The 18,022-nt window shown below is 49.9% G+C and carries 14 protein-coding genes and 1 pseudogene; all 15 read right to left on the reverse strand.

Annotation, left to right across the window (positions count from 1 at the left end):
• A partial coding sequence (infC, locus tag ACOJS8_RS10735) for a translation initiation factor IF-3 (protein ID WP_420148540.1) occupies positions 1 to 519 on the reverse strand: 519 nt, incomplete at its 3' end.
• A gap of 180 nt (positions 520 to 699) precedes the next feature.
• On the reverse strand, positions 700 to 2,643 hold the full coding sequence (thrS, locus tag ACOJS8_RS10740) for a threonine--tRNA ligase (RefSeq protein WP_420148541.1): 1,944 nt from the start codon (positions 2,641 to 2,643) through the stop codon (positions 700 to 702).
• A 101-nt stretch (positions 2,644 to 2,744) separates the two neighbouring features.
• Entirely contained in the window at positions 2,745 to 4,022 is a 1,278-nt protein-coding gene (locus tag ACOJS8_RS10745; protein WP_420148542.1) for a tetratricopeptide repeat protein, read from the reverse strand.
• The gene (locus ACOJS8_RS10750) at positions 4,019 to 4,909 is read right to left on the reverse strand and encodes a class I SAM-dependent methyltransferase (RefSeq protein WP_420148543.1); all 891 of its coding nucleotides are present in this window, start codon (positions 4,907 to 4,909) and stop codon (positions 4,019 to 4,021) included. Before ACOJS8_RS10750 ends, ACOJS8_RS10745 begins: the two co-directional genes overlap by 4 nt.
• A gap of 88 nt (positions 4,910 to 4,997) precedes the next feature.
• Positions 4,998 to 5,405 (reverse strand): EVE domain-containing protein, encoded by a 408-nt coding sequence (locus ACOJS8_RS10755; RefSeq protein ID WP_420148544.1) that lies wholly within the window; start codon positions 5,403 to 5,405, stop codon positions 4,998 to 5,000.
• A 14-nt stretch (positions 5,406 to 5,419) separates the two neighbouring features.
• The gene (locus tag ACOJS8_RS10760) at positions 5,420 to 6,370 is read right to left on the reverse strand and encodes a beta-1,6-N-acetylglucosaminyltransferase (protein WP_420148545.1); all 951 of its coding nucleotides are present in this window, start codon (positions 6,368 to 6,370) and stop codon (positions 5,420 to 5,422) included.
• A 148-nt stretch (positions 6,371 to 6,518) separates the two neighbouring features.
• On the reverse strand, positions 6,519 to 7,097 hold the full coding sequence (locus tag ACOJS8_RS10765) for a DinB family protein (protein WP_420148546.1): 579 nt from the start codon (positions 7,095 to 7,097) through the stop codon (positions 6,519 to 6,521).
• Between the two features lie 388 nt (positions 7,098 to 7,485).
• Positions 7,486 to 8,190, reverse strand: a complete 705-nt coding sequence (locus ACOJS8_RS10770; RefSeq protein ID WP_420148547.1) for a SanA/YdcF family protein — start codon at positions 8,188 to 8,190, stop codon at positions 7,486 to 7,488.
• 2 nt (positions 8,191 to 8,192) lie between these two features.
• Positions 8,193 to 8,558, reverse strand: coding sequence for a VOC family protein (locus ACOJS8_RS10775; protein ID WP_420148548.1), 366 nt, complete (start codon positions 8,556 to 8,558; stop codon positions 8,193 to 8,195).
• Between the two features lie 95 nt (positions 8,559 to 8,653).
• A complete protein-coding gene (locus ACOJS8_RS10780; RefSeq protein WP_420148549.1) occupies positions 8,654 to 11,368 on the reverse strand; it encodes a DNA gyrase/topoisomerase IV subunit A in 2,715 nt (904 codons plus the stop codon).
• A gap of 220 nt (positions 11,369 to 11,588) precedes the next feature.
• The gene (locus ACOJS8_RS10785; RefSeq protein WP_420148550.1) at positions 11,589 to 13,007 is read right to left on the reverse strand and encodes an enolase C-terminal domain-like protein; all 1,419 of its coding nucleotides are present in this window, start codon (positions 13,005 to 13,007) and stop codon (positions 11,589 to 11,591) included.
• A complete protein-coding gene (locus ACOJS8_RS10790) occupies positions 13,000 to 15,345 on the reverse strand; it encodes a c-type cytochrome (RefSeq protein ID WP_420148551.1) in 2,346 nt (781 codons plus the stop codon). The genes ACOJS8_RS10785 and ACOJS8_RS10790 overlap by 8 nt, the downstream gene beginning before the upstream one ends.
• A gap of 92 nt (positions 15,346 to 15,437) precedes the next feature.
• A complete protein-coding gene (locus ACOJS8_RS10795; protein WP_420148552.1) occupies positions 15,438 to 16,370 on the reverse strand; it encodes a D-2-hydroxyacid dehydrogenase in 933 nt (310 codons plus the stop codon).
• A gap of 80 nt (positions 16,371 to 16,450) precedes the next feature.
• The gene (locus tag ACOJS8_RS10800; protein WP_420148553.1) at positions 16,451 to 17,743 is read right to left on the reverse strand and encodes an acetylxylan esterase; all 1,293 of its coding nucleotides are present in this window, start codon (positions 17,741 to 17,743) and stop codon (positions 16,451 to 16,453) included.
• Between the two features lie 87 nt (positions 17,744 to 17,830).
• Positions 17,831 to 18,022 (reverse strand): annotated as a pseudogene (locus tag ACOJS8_RS10805) (hypothetical protein); the annotation flags it as partial.

Raw genomic sequence — 18,022 nt, forward strand, 5'->3', positions numbered from 1 at the left:
GGTCATACGTTTGCCTTCCAGCTTAGGCTCGGCTTCAATTTTACCGAAATCTTCTAATCCTTTCGAAAAACGCTCCAGTAGTTGCGAACCGCGATCCTTGAAGACAATAGCCCGGCCAACAAACTGCACATAAGCTTTCACTTTAGCGCCTTCTTTCAAAAAGTTAATGGCGTGTTTAAGCTTGAATTCGAAGTCGTGATCGTCGGTGTTCGGACCAAACCGAATTTCCTTGATAACCACCTTCGTAGCGTTCGCCTTGATTTCTTTTTGCTTTTTCTTCTGCTCGTACTTGAACTTGGAATAGTCAACAATACGGCAGACGGGCGGCACAGCGTTGGGCGATACCTCAACGAGATCAAGCCCCTGCGCTTTGGCCATTGCCTGTGCCTTACTTATATCGTAGATTCCCTGTTCTACATTTTCACCGACCACCCGCACTTCGCGGGCCAGGATGCGCTCATTTACTTTGTACGGTTCTTCAACCACACGACGAGGTGGTCTGCGTTGGGGTAATGCCATAGATTGTGTTTAGGGTGACTGATTGGAAAATTGACGATAAAGTCGCTTGGATAACGTAACGTGTTTTAAAAAGTTCGGGAAACTATTGAAAATACTGACGTTGGTCAAGAATCGTTAGGCTTAAGTCAATAATTACAAAGAAATTATGGCAAAACAGCGATTCTTGACCAACGGCCTTACTTATACCTTCACTTCAGCCTGGAACGTTTGGATAAATTCATCTACGCTCATGCTGCCGAGATCGCCCTGCCCCTTACGTCGAACAGAAACTTTTCCTTCAGCAGCTTCTTTCTCTCCGACTATAAGCATATAAGGCACTTTATTTACTTCAGCATCCCGAATTTTACGCCCTATTTTTTCATCGCGCAGATCGACGAAACCACGAATATCGTGCTCCTGCAGACTAAAGAATAAATCATTGGCGTAATCTTCGTATTTCTCCGAAATTGGTAAGATTGCAATCTGATCGGGCGACAGCCAAAGCGGAAAATTACCGGCCGTATTCTCAATAAGAATCGCAATGAACCGCTCTAACGAGCCGAAAGGTGCCCGGTGAATCATGACGGGACGGTGCTTCTGATTATCAGCGCCAATGTATTCCAGCTCAAAACGATTTGGCAGGTTATAATCCACCTGAATTGTACCCAGCTGCCACTTCCGGCCAAGGGCATCACGTACCATAAAATCAAGTTTAGGACCGTAAAAGGCAGCCTCCCCTAATTCCGTTACGGTTGATAATCCTTTTTCAGCAGCCGACTCAATGATGGCAGCTTCAGCTTTCTCCCAAACGTCGTCGCTGCCGATGTATTTGGCTTTGTTCTCAGGATCACGTAGTGAAATCTGGGCGCTGTAATCAGAAAATCCGAGCGATTTAAAGACGTATTGCACCAGATCAATCACCTTCATAAATTCTTCCTTCACCTGATCGGGGCGGCAGAAAATGTGCGCGTCATCCTGCGTGAAGCCACGCACACGGGTCAATCCATGCAGTTCACCCGACTGTTCGTAGCGATATACCGTTCCGAACTCGGCCAGACGTAACGGCAAATCCCGATACGAACGCGGTTTGGTCTTGTAAATTTCGCAATGGTGCGGGCAATTCATCGGCTTCAGCAAAAACTCCTCATTCGGATCGGGAGTACGAATCGGCTTGAATGAATCTTCCCCGTATTTATCCCAGTGCCCCGACGTTACGTAGAGTTGTTTACTACCAATATGCGGGGTTACAACCGGCGAATATCCCGCCCGGATTTGCGCCCTCCGAAGGAAATTTTCCAGCCGTTCACGTAGCATGGTTCCTTTCGGAAGCCACAAGGGCAACCCCGCTCCTACTTTCTCCGAAAATGCGAAGAGTTCCAGCTCTTTACCCAGCTTGCGGTGATCACGCTTTTTGGCTTCTTCGAGCAAAAAAAGATACTCGTCGAGTTCTTTTTGTTTTGGATACGTAACGCCGTAAATCCGGGTCAGTTGTTTGTTTTTTTCGTTGCCTCGCCAGTAAGCGCCTGCTACGTTCATCAATTTGGCCGCTTTAATAAAACCCGTGTTGGGAATGTGTGGCCCCCGACAAAGATCTGTAAAGTCGCCCTGTGTATAGAACGTAATGGTCCCATCCTCCAACCCTTCGAGCAGGTCGAGTTTGTAGGGATCGCCTTTTTCCTCGAAATAAGCGATGGCGTCGGCCTTACTCACTGGCTTACGGACATAGGCCTGCTTTTGGCGAGCCAGTTCCAGCATTTTATCCTCTACCTTCTTGAAGTCCTCCTGAGAGAAGGGCTGCCCACCCAGGTCTACATCATAATAGAAACCCGTTTCAACGGCAGGCCCAATACCGAATTTCACCCCCGGATACAGCGCTTCCAGGGCTTCGGCCAATAAGTGAGCCGACGAATGCCAAAAGGTAGATTTGCCTTCCGCATCGTTCCACGTCAAGAGTTGAACATTGGCATCCTCTTCGATAGGGCGCGTAGCATCCTGTACAACGCCATTTACTTTGGCGGCCAGCACATTACGAGCCAGGCCTTCACTAATTTGAGCGGCAATATCTAACCCCGTACTTCCTTTGGGATAATGCCGGACGCTACCGTCGGGTAACGTAACGCGGATTTGTTCGTCCTGCGCAATCATTTGCTACTAATTTAGTTAGTGGGTACCCGCGGCTTACCTACAACTGTAAGCCACTTACTTTTTTTGGACTGTGGATTTGCATGCCGCATTCCAGAAAATACTCAATTTATTGGTTTCACGCTACGTCGGAGCGAATCGCCGGAACCGGTCGAAACCTGGGCTTTCGGCTGAATGGTCGAGATGCGCACCCGGCTGGTGTCCAGTTGCGTACGGTTTCTCGCTGCATCTGCCGATTGATTCGTTGCATCCGGCAAAAATAAGGAGTTACGCGAGTATTGCCTACGTTGTGAGCGCCATAATCCGGCGGCAGCCTGACGATCCGCTACATTTTGTTGGGTTGCTTTGGTGTATGCGTCAATTGCCAGATTATACTGCCCCAGTTGTTCATAACAATACCCGATGTATGTGTCGATTCTCGGGAACTGCGGACGTAGTTGCTGTACCCGCTGGTAATCGGCCACGGCTGCGTAATAACGTCGGTATGCCTGATTAATCAGCCCCGTCTGAAAAAACGCCTGATAGTACGTTGGCTGGATCTGAATCGCTTTCTGATAACAGGCAACCGCGCTGTCGAGTTTCCGGGATGTGTGGTAAATCAATCCACGGCCATAATACAGCCGGGCGTTGTTCGGAAAATACCGTAACGCCTGCCCATTATAGGCAAGAGCGGCATCAGGATTATGGAGTACCCGATAAATGGAAGCCAATTGGTTATAGGTCTCCAGGTAACGGGGTTTTAATCGGAGTGATTGCTGATACATGGCCAGGGCTTGTACTGTATCGCCCTGGCGCGCAGCCAGAAGTCCGTTAAAAAAATACGCTTCGCCATCAAAAGGAGCCATCTGCAGCGCTTTTGCTACGTATAGTTTAGCCTTATCGATCTGATTCTGCTGCTGTAATAAATCGCTCTGTAACGTATATAATTCAGGCGTATCAACACCCAGAATTTCAGCGCGTTGGGCGTTTTGCAAGGCTTTGTCGGGCTTGTTAAGCGTGCGAAGAATCTTAGCCCGGGTCAGATAATAGGCCCCGGCATTATCATTTCGGCTGATTGCTTCGTCAATATCGGCCAGTGCGTCCGTCACCCGCCCCATCGCGAGCAGAATAACAGCACGTTTGGCATAAGCCGATGCTGGCGACGATTGATTAATGGCGCGAGTCAGTGCTCGTAATGCTCCCTCTGCCCGACTACTATCGCCAGGCTTGGGGAAATCCGGAATCCGGGTTGCCTGCCGGTTGTCCGTGCCGCAGGCGAAACAGGAGAAGAGAATAAAAAACGAGAGGACAAACGAGTGTAAGCGCCAGTAGCCAATGCATGTATGCTGTGCATCTCTTCCCGTTCGCCCGTTCACGCTTTTCCTCGTTCGCTCTTTATTCATGAACTAAACCGATAAAACACTCCCAAAGGTAATCGTTTGTGCGCCTGATCAGAAACGGCTAATTCTCCCCACTCGGGGTTGGGTACGTTCCCGAAGATCTGGCCGATGAGATTATCCAGAATGAGCGATGAAAACCCAAGAGAGTATAAGTTAATAATAAAGAAAAAATCGGTCCGATCGAGCAGGTCAGCACAGGATTTCAGCAAATCGTTCAGTTGCTCTTCCAGCACCCATTTTTCTCCATCAGGTCCACGGCCGTAGGCAGGTGGGTCCAGAATAATTCCGTTATAACGATTACCGCGCCGAACTTCGCGCCGAACGAACTTAACTGCATCTTCAACCATCCAGCGAATGTTATCCAGCTCGCTATAGTCCATGTTTTCTCGCGCCCAGCTAATGACTGGCTTTACGGCATCAACGTGCGTTACGTCGGCCCCCGCCTGACGGGCCGCCAATGAAGCTCCGCCTGTATAGGCAAACAAATTTAGTACCTTGGGCCGGGAACCATTCGCCGAAAGCGCTCTGATCTTGTTGTTGAGGTAAAGCCAGTTGTCAGCTTGTTCAGGAAATAAACCTACGTGTTTAAACGTAGTAAGCGCCAGTTTGAACTTCAGACTCAACCCGCCTTGCTGAAACTGGACATACCAGGGATCGCGCATGCCGGGCTTCGTCTGCCAGTCACCCCGCTCAGGCGATTGGCGATCCCGCCGAAAAATGGCGTGGGCACTACGTTCCCACTCGGTATCCGATAATGATTTATCCCAGATGGCCTGTGGTTCCGGACGGGATAAAATATAGTCACCAAAGCGTTCGAGTTTCTGGAAATTCCCCGAATCAATCAGTTCGTAGTCCGTCCAGGCTGCTGGTGTAATAAGTTGAATAGACATTTTTACAATGAATATTAGAGAATGGATAGGGAATGATGTTAAAAGCAATAGTTGCCTACCCTTCTACATCATTCAGCATCCATTGCTTTTATTGGCCCATTTTCAGAATTAACTCAAATTCATCAGGTCGGACGGGCATGACCGACAGGCGCGATTGCCGAATCAGGCTCAGATTGGCCAGTAAAGGCTCCGCTTTGATTTGCGCCAGCGAAACCGGTTTTTCCAGTGCCATCAGGGGCTCCAGTTCAACCACAACCCAGCGCGGATCGTCGGGGACGGTTGGGTCCGGGTACGCTTCCCGAACAACTTTTGCCAGGCCAACAACACCGGGGTTTATGATACTATGGTAGAAGAGAACCTGATCGTCCAGTTGCATGGCTTTCAGGTTGTTACGTGCCTGATAATTACGAACACCGTCCCATACGGCGCGGGTTTGTTCGGTAAAGTGATGCCACCCGTATGTATCGGGTTCGGATTTAACGAGCCAGTAGTTCAAACAGTTTATCGTTTTTATTCAGCGTTCAGGCTTACGGTAGCCCGTTCGTCCAGCCAGTCTAGAATAGCGCTGTCGTGCGTTTCGTCGAACTTGCGGGCGAACAATTTCCCAGAACCTGACAAGACCTCCCGGTCACTCATCGTAAACGGGACCGCATTCATTTCCGCAAAGCGATCAGGAGCGGTATACGTAAAATTATCGTTGTACAGACTTTCCCGGAGTGCCGTTTGGGACGTATTGGCCAGAATTGTCGAATAGATATACATTTCCGGTGCCATTACGTTGCGAAAGTAGGAAATAAAGATTGGATACTGGCGTAGAAATGCCAGGATGTACCGAGCAGCCGCCGGTTTGATTCGCAACCAGTTTGATCCGCAATAGGGGGTGTAGTTGAGGGGAACAGGTCTTGATGCAGGCAGCAGACGATTGCCGGTTTGTATCAATCCGGTCTGGCGCGGATTTGATCGGTTCGTGTATATGTTTTGTGCTACGTCGGTTTTATCGGCCTCCAATGGATTGGTGTACAGATTTAACCGGTCGACAAAGGGCTCATCGTTGGGGCGGGTTACCGGCTGGTGCGGCACAAAATTACGGTCGGGATGTTTTTCCAGAAATGACAGCAACACCTCACCACTGGTCAGCGGGTAATCCTCGCCACTCAGCAGAAAGATAAAATCGGGCTCAGGCATGGTGCTCAGGACGTCGACCAGGCCGTTTAACGTAGCCGTTACCAGCGAAAAATCACCCTGACGGATACGCATGCGCATACGTGTAAAGTGAATTGCTTCGGACGGTACGCCCTGTGTACACTCCTGAAAAGCGGCTAAGGGTACACTTGCACTCACATGAATAAAAAAATGAACGCCCGGATAATATAGCCGCTTGAGCAAGCGCCCAACCTGAACCGGATTTTTATGAACCGTTAGTAAATAGGCGATCCGAATTGTGCTGTCTCCACCGATCATTTTCTTACGGAAGTTTTAACTGTTAACGTACCGATGTATACACTCTCCTGGTCTACCTTATGCCGACCTGTACTTATGCCCCATACAGGTCATTTCAGTACGATCATACGTAGCAAACAATACCCGTTTATTCTTCAGCTGCTTTATTTCAATAATAATCGTCGTGTTCGTGGCTGCTGCCGAATGGCGAACCGTATTCATCCCGATCATCGTCTTCGTCGTAACGCGATCCGGCTCCTTTATGAGTCAGTGCTTTGCGAAGAATCATAATCTGACCCGTATGGTACATATCGTGATTGATAATCCCGTGCAACATGTCGTAATACGTGTAATCGCGACCGGGCACGATATCCTCCAGAAACTCGTCGTCGTCACGCTTGTCGAGTTCGTTGATCAACTCTTCCTGACTCAGGCTCAATTCCATTTCGAGGGCTTCCCACTCGAAATCGTCGATTTTATCGGGTAAAGCCCCAAAATTTTTATCAGGGGTCAGAATGTCAAACTTTTCGTCACCCTGCATCTTTTTGACGCAGAATATCCGCCAGCTGGTCATGTGAAAGACCAATTCAGCGATGCTGTGGGAATTGGGCGCAATCCGACGACCGGCCATATCGGGTGTTACACCCCGCAATACGTCAACGACCGATGGTCCGTGCCAGGCTTCCTCCCCCTCGTAAGTTGTATTTAATAAATCGATAATGCGAATCAGCTCGTCATTAGAAACCATAATTAGTAATTATGAAGGTACCCAATCTGATGGTTAGTACTATTTTTTGATGATTAATACGCACACCTTTCTATAATCGAAAATCAGCACTTTTTTACTCAATCAACCATTACCTGATCTGGCGTAACGTCAGTGCAAAGTTACGTCAATATTGACGGTCTGCCGAAAAACTAGCCGTACTTTATTCCGTACGTAGAACGACTACCTGTTATGACGCAGGAATGCCATTGGATATTTTGGCTAACAGCCTGACGGCTATACAATACGTACGTGTGCACCCTTAATGAGTTTGTTTTTACTTTAAAAAAAGTAAAACTCAAAAAATATCTGCCTTGTCAGAGTCTCTGATGAGTTGGAAAATTCTGGTCAGCAAGAAGAATAGAAGGAATTAAGGGGTGCGCTTACGCTCCCAGTTACCTGTTTCGGGTTTGGGCCGGATTACGTAAACATCCAGTATCGCGTAAGGACGGGCCAGGTATTCGCGGATAAGGGTACGTAACGAATAGCCGTCGGGCACATCCTGCGCAGCAAAGGCAATGGCTTCAATACCTTCGTGATTTCCGATGTAGAGTGCGCGGGCGTTATGGAAGTTCTGCGAGATGATCGTGATCTTTTCCTGATTAAAAACATCTTTGCAGCGTACCACCGAGTCGAACGTTCGGTAGCCCGCGTAATCAAGCGTCATTACAGAGGCCGGTACACCAAGCTTGATTAAAGCCCGCTGCATATCCACCGGCTCATTGTAATACTCAGAATCATTGTTACCACTCAGGATCAGGTATTTTACTTTGCCTTCTTTCCAAAGCCGGGCCGTAGCTTCCATCCGATATCGGAAGAACAGATTTTCCTTGCCTGTCCTGACGAATTTGCTGGTTCCCAGCACTAATCCTACGTCGTTGGCAGGCAGTTTGTGTATATCGAAATAGGTTTGATTGCGGGTGTTGTGAACTACCCACCAATTACAGATAAGCACGACTATGGCTCCCAGAAAAGCAAGAACGATTATGGCTTTGATAATCCCCTTGACAATACGGATGCCAACCGCTTCGTGCGGAGGTTGATCACTGTATTCGGTAGCCAGGGTCGTGTTCATTTTTAAAGACTAAAATGCGGATTCTCGATCAGTCCGACTATATTCCCAAATGGGTCGCGGATGGAGGCAACTTTAATTCCATCGCCCACATCCTGAATGTCGGCATGAACAATGGCACCCTTCTCAATCAATTGCTGCACACTCTGTTCGATCTGCTCAACACCCCAATACGTTATTGTACTCCCATCAGCGGGTTGCGCATCCGGATCAAGGCCCAGTTCGTAGCCGCCAACATTAAAACCAACGTAGAACGGCTCATCAAAGTAAGGATCAATCCCTAACGCTTTTGTATACCAATCCTTTGTTTTAATAAGGTTAGGAGCGGCATAAATTACCGTTCGCAGACCTAAAAATTTTGCTATTCCCACTTTTAATTGCTGATTTTCAAGCCAACTAATAAAATCTTTTATCCGCTGTTTTGTTTTCAGACTGGCCAAACTGGCGTCTATTCAGGGTTGTCTCTTTACGAAAATAACCCCAGCTGTATCGATTCTTTTTCCTCAACTTCCGTTGCAATGGAAGCAGTCGACTCATCAATCGGGCTTGTCTTTACGTTTTCTTTGGCAATTTTTGGCGGCAAAAGTTTAACGTCCTTAACCCGCGCAAATGGCATTGGCTTTCCTAACGCCTTCCATCCCCGTACGTCAATAAACCCTTCCGGTTCCAGCACCATCTTTTCAACCGGCCCGCGATCTTTCACCTGATGTATGATTTCAATACGTGGGTGCTGTTCAGCGGTTACGGCCAGGGCTTTCGATCCTTTGGTATCACCGATGAAGCTGAATTTCTTGTCCAGCGATGTCGTCTCAACCTTGAATCGTTTCACGTACCAGGCTTTCTGATTCGCTTCGTAATAAATGGCCGATAGAATGGTTTCCGGATCGAATTTCTGCAGTACCGCAATGGTATTGGGTTCATAGCGGTTCGTCAGATCAAAATTTGTCAGTTCGTATTGTCCATCATGGTAAACAACCAGAATGCTGTCTTTTGCGTTGAAGTTTCCCAGCAACCGACCGCGTTCATCCCGATTGAGTCTTCCGAGGTGCTCGTCGTACCAAATGTCTACCCCGCCGAGGGTCGAAACCCCACCGGTTTTCAGGGTGATTTTTCGAACCGGGTACTTCGTCAGAATATTTCCCTGAGCCGATCGGTTTTTAATGGCGATGCTGGCGAAGTCAAAATCAAATTGTTTGATTTTTGCTGAACTCTGGGCGGTCAGGTTAATGGTTATCACTTCGGCCTCGCCATTGTCATTCGCACTGAAATACGTCATCTTCGACTTTGGATTCCCCATCGTCAAATCGTACTCCCGATCCCGCGTAACAGCCGTGATGGGAAAACGCTTAACCATCGAGATTCCCGATTTACCGTCCAGGTACACTACGTTATAAATCTTGCGCTCGTCGTTTTTCTTGAATACCGATACGTACACAATATCCTTACCAACGAAAACTTTTTCCGCAATTTTCACCACCATGCATTTGCCGTCGCGACGGAATACGATGATCTCATCAATGTCGGAACAGTCGCTGACGTATTCGTCTTTCTTCAGACCGTACCCAATGAAACCGCCTTCCCGATCGACGTAGAGCTTCTGGTTGGCAGCGGCCACCACACTTGCGGCAATGGTGTTGAACGCCCGGATTTCGGTTTTACGTTCGCGACCTTTCCCGTACTTTTTCTGCAATTCTTTAAAATAACCGATAGCATACCGGGTGATGTTCGCCAGGTTATCCTCCGTTTCGGCCAGTTCCTGCTCCAGTCGACGCATCAGTTCCTCCGCCTTGAAACCGTCGTATTTAGAAATCCGCTTGATTTTGATCTCAGTCAGGCGGATCAGGTCATCTTCCGTAATGGCGCGGTAAAACTGCTTCTTGTACGGCTTCAGCGCTTTATCGATCGTTTCCAGCACCGCTTCGAAAGTTTCGCATTCTTCGATTTTGCGATAGATGCGATTCTCAATAAAGATTTTTTCAAGCGAGCTGTACAGCAACCGTTCCATTAACTCACTACGCCGAATTTCAAGCTCACGTTGCAACAGTTGAACGGTTTGGTGCGTGTTAACGCGCAGAATATCCGTTACGCTGACAAAGTGCGGTTTATCGCCGATGATGACGCAGGCATTGGGCGAAATCGACACTTCGCAATCGGTGAAGGCATACAGAGCATCAATCGTTACGTCGGGTGAAACACCGGGCTGAAGATGCACCAGAATCTCAACGTCTTTGGCTGTGTTGTCGACCACAGCCGCTACGTTCCGGCTCGGCGCTTTGATCCGGATTTTGCCCAGCTCAGCCGCCTTCACAATCGAATCGATCAACTGCGAGGTTGTCACACCAAACGGTACGTCCCGAATGGCCAGGGTTTTCTTATCCAGTTCTTCAATACGCGCCCTTACCCGAACCTTACCACCGCGATGGCCATCGTTGTAATTGCTGACATCAATCAGACCACCTGTCTGGAAATCGGGATAAAGCGCGACCGGCTTGTCTTTCAGGATCTGTATGGAAGCCTCAATCAGTTCGTTGAAATTGTGAGGCAGAATTTTAGTCGACAGACCAACGGCAATGCCTTCTACGCCCTGCGCCAGCAAAAGCGGGAACTTGACGGGCAACGTAACAGGTTCGCGTTTGCGGCCATCGTACGACAGTTGCCATTCCGTGGTTTTGTCATTATAGATTGCATCGAGGGCAAACTTCGAAAGCCGCACTTCAATGTAGCGGGGAGCAGCCGCACCGTCGCCCGTGCGAACATCGCCCCAGCTGCCCTGGGTATCAAAGAGAAGTTCTTTCTGACCAATATTGACCAGCGCTTCGCCAATGGAGGCATCGCCATGCGGATGGAATTGCATGGTTTGACCAATAACGTTCGCCACTTTATTGAAGCGTCCATCGTCCATTTCCTTAAGGGCGTGCAAGATCCGGCGCTGTACAGGTTTGAGCCCATCTTCAACGGCAGGCACGGCTCGCTCAAGAATAACGTAGGAAGCGTAATCGAGGAAGTAATTTTCATATAATCCCGACACGACGGTTTGGTCATGCAGGACTTCAGTGGTTGTATCAATCGGAAATTCATCCGGTTCAATGGCGCCTGTCAGTTCCAGCCCATCGGCCGAAAACTCGGCTTCCGGCTGGCCGCTGTCGGCATCCATTGGTTGTTCATTTTCTTCGTTTACCATTGACTTACTTTAGCACCTATTCCAGATGAATAAGCAGGTGGATATAACAAACTTACGTATAGCGTTCGGCAGCTTAAATATACAAAGAAAATTTGTAAAAACGGCACTATTGCCTTGATTAAGCCCTCTTTCCTAAAAAATCTGTTTCCTTAACAGTTCAATAAAAACGGCTTCCCGGCCCTAATTTTTCAGCGTAAATCATACGTGTCGTTTCCGGGAGTCAGGCACGAGTAAACAATTGATCATAGTGTTCAGAAGGCAGTAGAACTCCACCACTTTCGGCGTAGAAAGAGGAGTCTGTCAGATACACTCCGCGCTGGGTTCTGGTCCAGGATGCGCCCGACCGGGGATGGTAACTCATCAGCTTATCCCACTGCTTAAAATACTGGTGACCGTTTGTTTCCTGCAAGCCGATGGTCATGCCAGGGAATGGAGGAAGGCGGGCCGCTACGTTCTTGTTCCAGTCGACGAGAATAGGGTTTACCGTCAGGTCGGCGCAGAAACACGGAACATTTTTCTCATACGCCAGCTGGGTAATTTTCATGGTCATACTCAGGGTTTTGGCGATGGCCTTGACCGCAATGGCTGAGTAGCCCTGCTGGATACGTACCGCGGCATCGTCAACCGTATGCGCACTTTCGTCGGCCGCAATCCGAACCCCCAGATCTCCTACAAACGTTTCGTTACGTTCCTCAAAGGGTTCCTCAATTACAGCAATCTGGTCGAAGGCGTCAATCTTCCGGGCATGGTCCAGGAAACGTAACAGGGTATCTTTTTTCTCGTAGCGTCCGTTGGCATCGAAATAGTACGGAATCCTGCCACTTTTGGTGTAGGGCGTTTCGTAGTGACCAATGGCCTTATGCACCGCCGTCAGAAAAGCGATGTCTTTTTCCAGCATCTCAGCCTGCGTACCCGCCGAGCCGGTTTTTAACTTCATGATGAAATAACCTTCATCGGCTGCAGCTTTGATGGTGTCGGCAGACGTGCCTACGCTGAAAGCCGGAATACTCGCTACGTTCGTATGCCGATACGACAGACCCGGCCTGTACGCTTTGGGAATCATATCGTCGAAATTTGTCAGGCGGTTTTCCTGCGCATACAGCAGCCAGGCCGCGTTGTCGACACTGACCAATGCATTCAGGGCGAAGGTTTTCCGCAGGTCGGAATTGCGCGTAATGGTTTTGGCATAAGCATACACTTCGGGCAATAGATCGTCCAGCAACGTAACGGGGTCTCTAAACGTGTTACCATTCAGTATTTGCAGGGCACGGTCGCTGATGGCGTACATGAGCGCATTACCCACTCGTTCGGAATGCGTTGCAAACACCTTCGCGTCTGACCAGAGGACACCCTGCGTACACAAACCTACTTTGCGAATGCCTGACTCACTTTCGAGCAGCGAGGCCACCTGCCAGCTTTCCGTGATGGCACTGCCTTTAAATCGGTACGGATTCAGCGGTTCCCGCTCAAAGTTGGAATCGACCCGTTTGATACGTATCGGGGATAAAGGCTTCGGTTCATTACGTTGATGATTACCGGTTGCGACGGGCGCTCTCGTCCCCAGGGCCATCAAGGCTCCGGCAGACTGAATAAACGTACGGCGATTTATTTGTCCGCTCCTGTTTGGCTGATCATTCATTAGCCGGTGTCGTAACGTTTGGTGGAATGTTATTGAGTGTGTACCAGGCTTCCGACGACCATAACGACTGGCCACCCGCGCTTTTCAGATGGTCGGGCAATCGGATATAGAAGACATGTTTTGTTTCCAGACCAGGAATCTCGACAGAAACCCAGGTGCGGTCTTTGGACATGTTCAGCCGCGTTACGTTCATTCGTTTCAAATCCATCTTGGGACCGCCGTAATTGGGTGTGGGCTTGTACCACCATTGCTGTACAAAAAAGTCGGCTGGTTGCAGCGATTGGCTTTCGGACAAGGGCTCGGTAAATTCAAGCTCAAAACCCCGGTGTTTCGCCCGAATCGCCAGCATCTCGAACGTAGTCTTTCCATTGTATTTCAGGCGTTGAAGCCCAAACCGTTTTTCCCGCCAGCTCCATCCGCCACCGGCCATCCCCACTTCGCCAACGTACAAGGCTCCATCGGGACCCCAGCAAAGTCGGTTCACACCCGCTTCAAAACCCTGGCTAAACCGAAAGACGGCACCTTGATATTCACCGGCGACTTTTTCCAGGAAGTCTCGCTTGATGCCGCCATGGGTTACGTCACCGTGTAACAGCTGGCCTTTGTAAGGGCCGTCCTGCATCAGAATCGGTTCGGAAGGCGAGTTGGCAATTTCATTTTCGGGCAGCCAGATGGCGGGTTGTGCCATCGGCGGACTAGCATTCGAATTGAGTAACCCCCAACCCATGCCATGATACTCACCCGGCTTGATGTGAATCAGTTTATTACCGGGCAGCCATTGTCCCTGATTATCCGTTACGAAAATGGCCCGATCCGGTCCCAAACCGATTCCGTTAGGCGTTCGTAGCCCGTAGTTCACCCACTCGTATCGTCCGTCCATGCCAATCTTGATCGTCCGTCCCCGGTCCAGTTGCTGTAATTCGCCGGGTTTAAGTCGCATGGCCATCGACAGCGTTATGTAGAAGTAGGCGTCTTTATACACCAGCCCAAAGGCAAATTCGTGAAAATCAGCACTGACGCCCCAGGTATTGCAAACGGCCTGATAATCGTCGATAACATCGTCGCCATCCCGATCAACCAGGCGGGTCAATTCGTGCTTTTGCAGTACGTAGATTTGTCCGTTTACAACCGTAATTCCCAGCGGTTCAGCCAGTCCCGATGCTATCCGCTTGATCCGTACATCGCGTGGATTTCCTGTTGTGAGCCGATCCAGTACGTAGACGCCACCAACGGTATCCCAGGTCGTAACCAGCAACCGACCGTCAGGCAAAAACGCCAGTCCGCCCACGCGCGGCTGAAAATCGGGCCGATGCAACGTAGTGAGTTCATAACTCGGATGAACCCCTTCGACTTCAGCACCATAACCCGGTTTTGCCCTGGTGGTCTCGGTTTGTTTTTGGGTCACCGACGCTACGTCGACGGATCCTTTCGGCTTCAGGGTAAAAATGTAGTCAATAATGATTCTGACATCGTTTTCGGCCAGCGCCGGGTGCGGATTCATGACGCTGCTACCCCAAACGCCCGTTCCGCCTTCACGTACTTTCCGTATCAGACGACTTACTACGTCTTTTTCCTTACCGTAGCGAGCGGCAATCTGCCGGAACGACGGACCAACCATTGGCTCATCGATTTCGTGGCAGGTTGAGCAGTCGCTTTTTTCAATGAGATACTGGCCTCTATGCGCAAACTTTTCTTCGATGAGCGGCAGGCGCTGCGGAGGAAGGTTTTGAAAATACGTAACAGACTGGGTCACTTTACTGGCTGACAGGGGTATTGTTCCCTGTCGGGATTTGAGCAATACAGTTACGTTCGTTGGAGCGTCAGCCAGTGTAAATACCCGTTCCAGGCCTGGTTTGCCAGTATTACTACGTATAAACTCCGGCCTTTCTTCAACCGTGATTGTATCACCCAGCGACGTAGTGAGTCGGTATTTCAGGTAAATCTGATTATTCCGAAACGCGTATCCTTTGTTGGTTATACTCGTCAATACGTTTTTTCCGCCCGACTCGGCAACCCATTGGTACGTCAGCAAACTGTCGGGTACATACGCTGTTCCCCATGAGGTGGGTTGAATAGTTTTCTGGTCGGTGTAAGGCGCACCGTCCAGCGACACGCCACCTTTCCAAACTTTATACAACGTGCACTGTGCCAGATCATATGCTACGTAGCAAGCCGAATCCAGGGCAAGGGTCAGCATCCTCGGCTTCTTATCCAGCACCGAGCGAATCGCCCATGTATCGCGCGGCCGCTGAATCTTAGCTAGCTTAGGAGGTACAATAGCTGCCAGTAAGCAACTGACAATTACGCTAAGAATGAGATAGCTACACCGTGATTTCATGCCTTTAACCCGACTACAGTATGGAAAGGCTGTACACCAGAAATCTACCGAATAAAACCCTGAATCTCCTCCAGAGGACTCAGGGTTTTATCTCAATAACCACGGCCTAACTCGACAGCGTTTTCGAGCGGCTCACCAGCCAGAAATTTGGGGAGATTGCGCAGGAACAGCACGACTTTTCCGGCATCTTCGTCAGGCTGGCCACCCCCTGTATGCTGCGTCAGCAATACGTTCGGCATTGTCCACAGAGGGCTGTCAGCTGGCAGCGGCTCGGTAGCCGTTACGTCGAGGACAGCACCGCCCAGTTGATTGGATTGAAGTGCTTTAATTAAAGCGGTTTCGTCGGTGGTGCTGCCCCGGCCAACATTGGCGTAAATACGGCCCGGCTTCATAGCCCCGATCAGGTCAGCCGACATGAAGGCGGTAGCCGTACCGGGCAGGCAGTTGATAACGATATCCGTTTCAGGCAGGATGGTTTTTAGTTCATCGGCCGAATGCAAATCCGCATGGGGATCGGTGCGGGCCAGCATTTTTATGGTACACGTGAAACCGGACAGCATCTGGCGAACGGCCTGCCCGATGGTTCCCGTACCCAGAATGACGACCGATTGCCCTTTCAGCAAGCGCATATGATCACGCAGGGGCTGACCAACCCACTCGGAGCGACTTTGCAGGACGGCCAGTTCGGGAATCAGTCGGTACATGGCCAGGATGCCCGCCACCATCGTTTCGGCACAGGGCCACGCAAAATAATCGCCCATATTGGCGACCGAAGCCGTTATTCGTGCGTTTTTGTAGCCATCGAATCCGGCGGAATCCAGTTGCCAGAATTTCAGATTGGGCAGGGGTTCGGCGAACCAGGCAGCCGGGGGGTTACCCAGCACAATATCAGCCGATTGAAAGGCTTTTTGTTGTTCATCTTTCGGCAGATCATCCCGAAAAGTCGGCGTTACGTCGGCGGATAATTGTCGCTGAAGTTCAGCCTTACGTGTGTCGTTGAGTTTACTATTGATAAAGAGTTGCATACTGAAACTACGAAAATTTAGCCCGTTTGTTGCGTTTTTTTCGCGCGGGAGCTGGCAGGCCGTCTCCGCTACGTTACTGATTACTTCGCTCCCTTCAATTGCCCTATCAGCCAGTTTGTCATTTTCTCGGTCTGTTCAGGGTACGTCCAGTGGCCAGTATCGAGATGAGCAGTATCCAGCATTTTGGGGCCGGGAATTACGTTGTAAGCCGCGTACATGGACGTTGGCGGGCAGGTTTCGTCATTAAAACCCCAGGAATAATAACCCGGTACGTTTACCAGTCGTGCGAAGTTCACTACGTCGTAGTAGCCCGTGGTTTTAATCCGGTCGGGTTTGTTGTTGTAGGCCAGCTCATTACCCGCAAATAGATGCGGCCAGCCACCTGCCCGGCCGTTGAGATAACCCGTTACGTCGCACAGAGCCGGATAATACGCGCCCAGCCACTTAATCCGGGAATCCAGCCCAGCCGTCACAATGGACAAAGCGCCACCCTGGCTGCCGCCCGTTACGGCCATATTCTGCCCATCATACTGAGGCATGTTCGCCAGAAAATCGACCGCCCGAACGCAGCCCAGATAGACGCGCTTGTAATAATATCGGTCGCGATCATCGAGGTTAGCCGCCTGGTAACCACTTAACGGCCCGCGAGCGAGATCCACATAAACGCCGGGGTCCATGGTTACCGGCACGCCATGAATCCCGACTTCAAGGGTAATAAAACCTTTGTCGGCTTCAGCAATCATGCCGTTATATGGGCGCACTCCCGCACCCGGCACACGCAGGATGGCCGGATATTTCCCTTCTTGCTTTGGTACGCACAGAATCCCGTAAAAGCGCGAATTATTGATATTCTGCAAACTCAGGTGATACACATTGGTCAGCTCGGTACAGCGTTCCGGCAGCAACGTCATGCGTGCATCGACAGGTATTTTTGCCAGATCGGCCTTCGCTTTGTCCCAGAATTCCTTAAAATCGGCTGGATTGGCAACGGTCGGTTTAATGGTCTGTGGTTCAAAACCAGCGGTTGTCAAGCCTTTGTATTCTTTTCCGTCGAACTCCACAAACGCCATACAACGCAGAAAACCCGCCGTTTTCATCGTGCCGCCATCCAGTGCTAGCGTGCCGTCACGTAACGTTACCGTTTCCTTTTTAGTCGGCTCCATTTTCTCGGGACCGATCTCGTAGCGAAGTTTAGCACCTTTCAGCGGTACGTTATTCCGGTAAACCACTACGTTGAACTTGACGGGCTCACCGACTTTATAAAGCCAATCCGCATGATCGGGGGTTATAAAGATCTTGACAACACGTTCGGAGGGCTGAGCAATCAGCTCCGTAAAACAAAAGAGGTAGAAAACGAGGAATAGACGTTTCATGTAGCGAAAAACAGGTTTTAGGTAGAAAGGAGACCGAATTATCAACCTACCCCTCCTTTCGCTTCCATTTTCAATCGACGTCCTGTTTCAATCCATCAGAGCGGGTGTTCGGTATCCTTTTCGGACGGGCTGCAAATTCACGATGCACCGAATCAGTAAGGTCAATGGGAAGATCACATCGAAGCCACCGGGGATATTTGACAGGAATATGCCCAGGATAAGCAGAACGGACGTAGCGCTGAAATAGACCGTCCGACGCCGGGCCGTTGTGGTGCGGCT

Origin of the sequence: Spirosoma sp. (assembly GCF_048594605.1) — a bacterium.
Classification (GTDB): domain Bacteria; phylum Bacteroidota; class Bacteroidia; order Cytophagales; family Spirosomataceae; genus Spirosoma.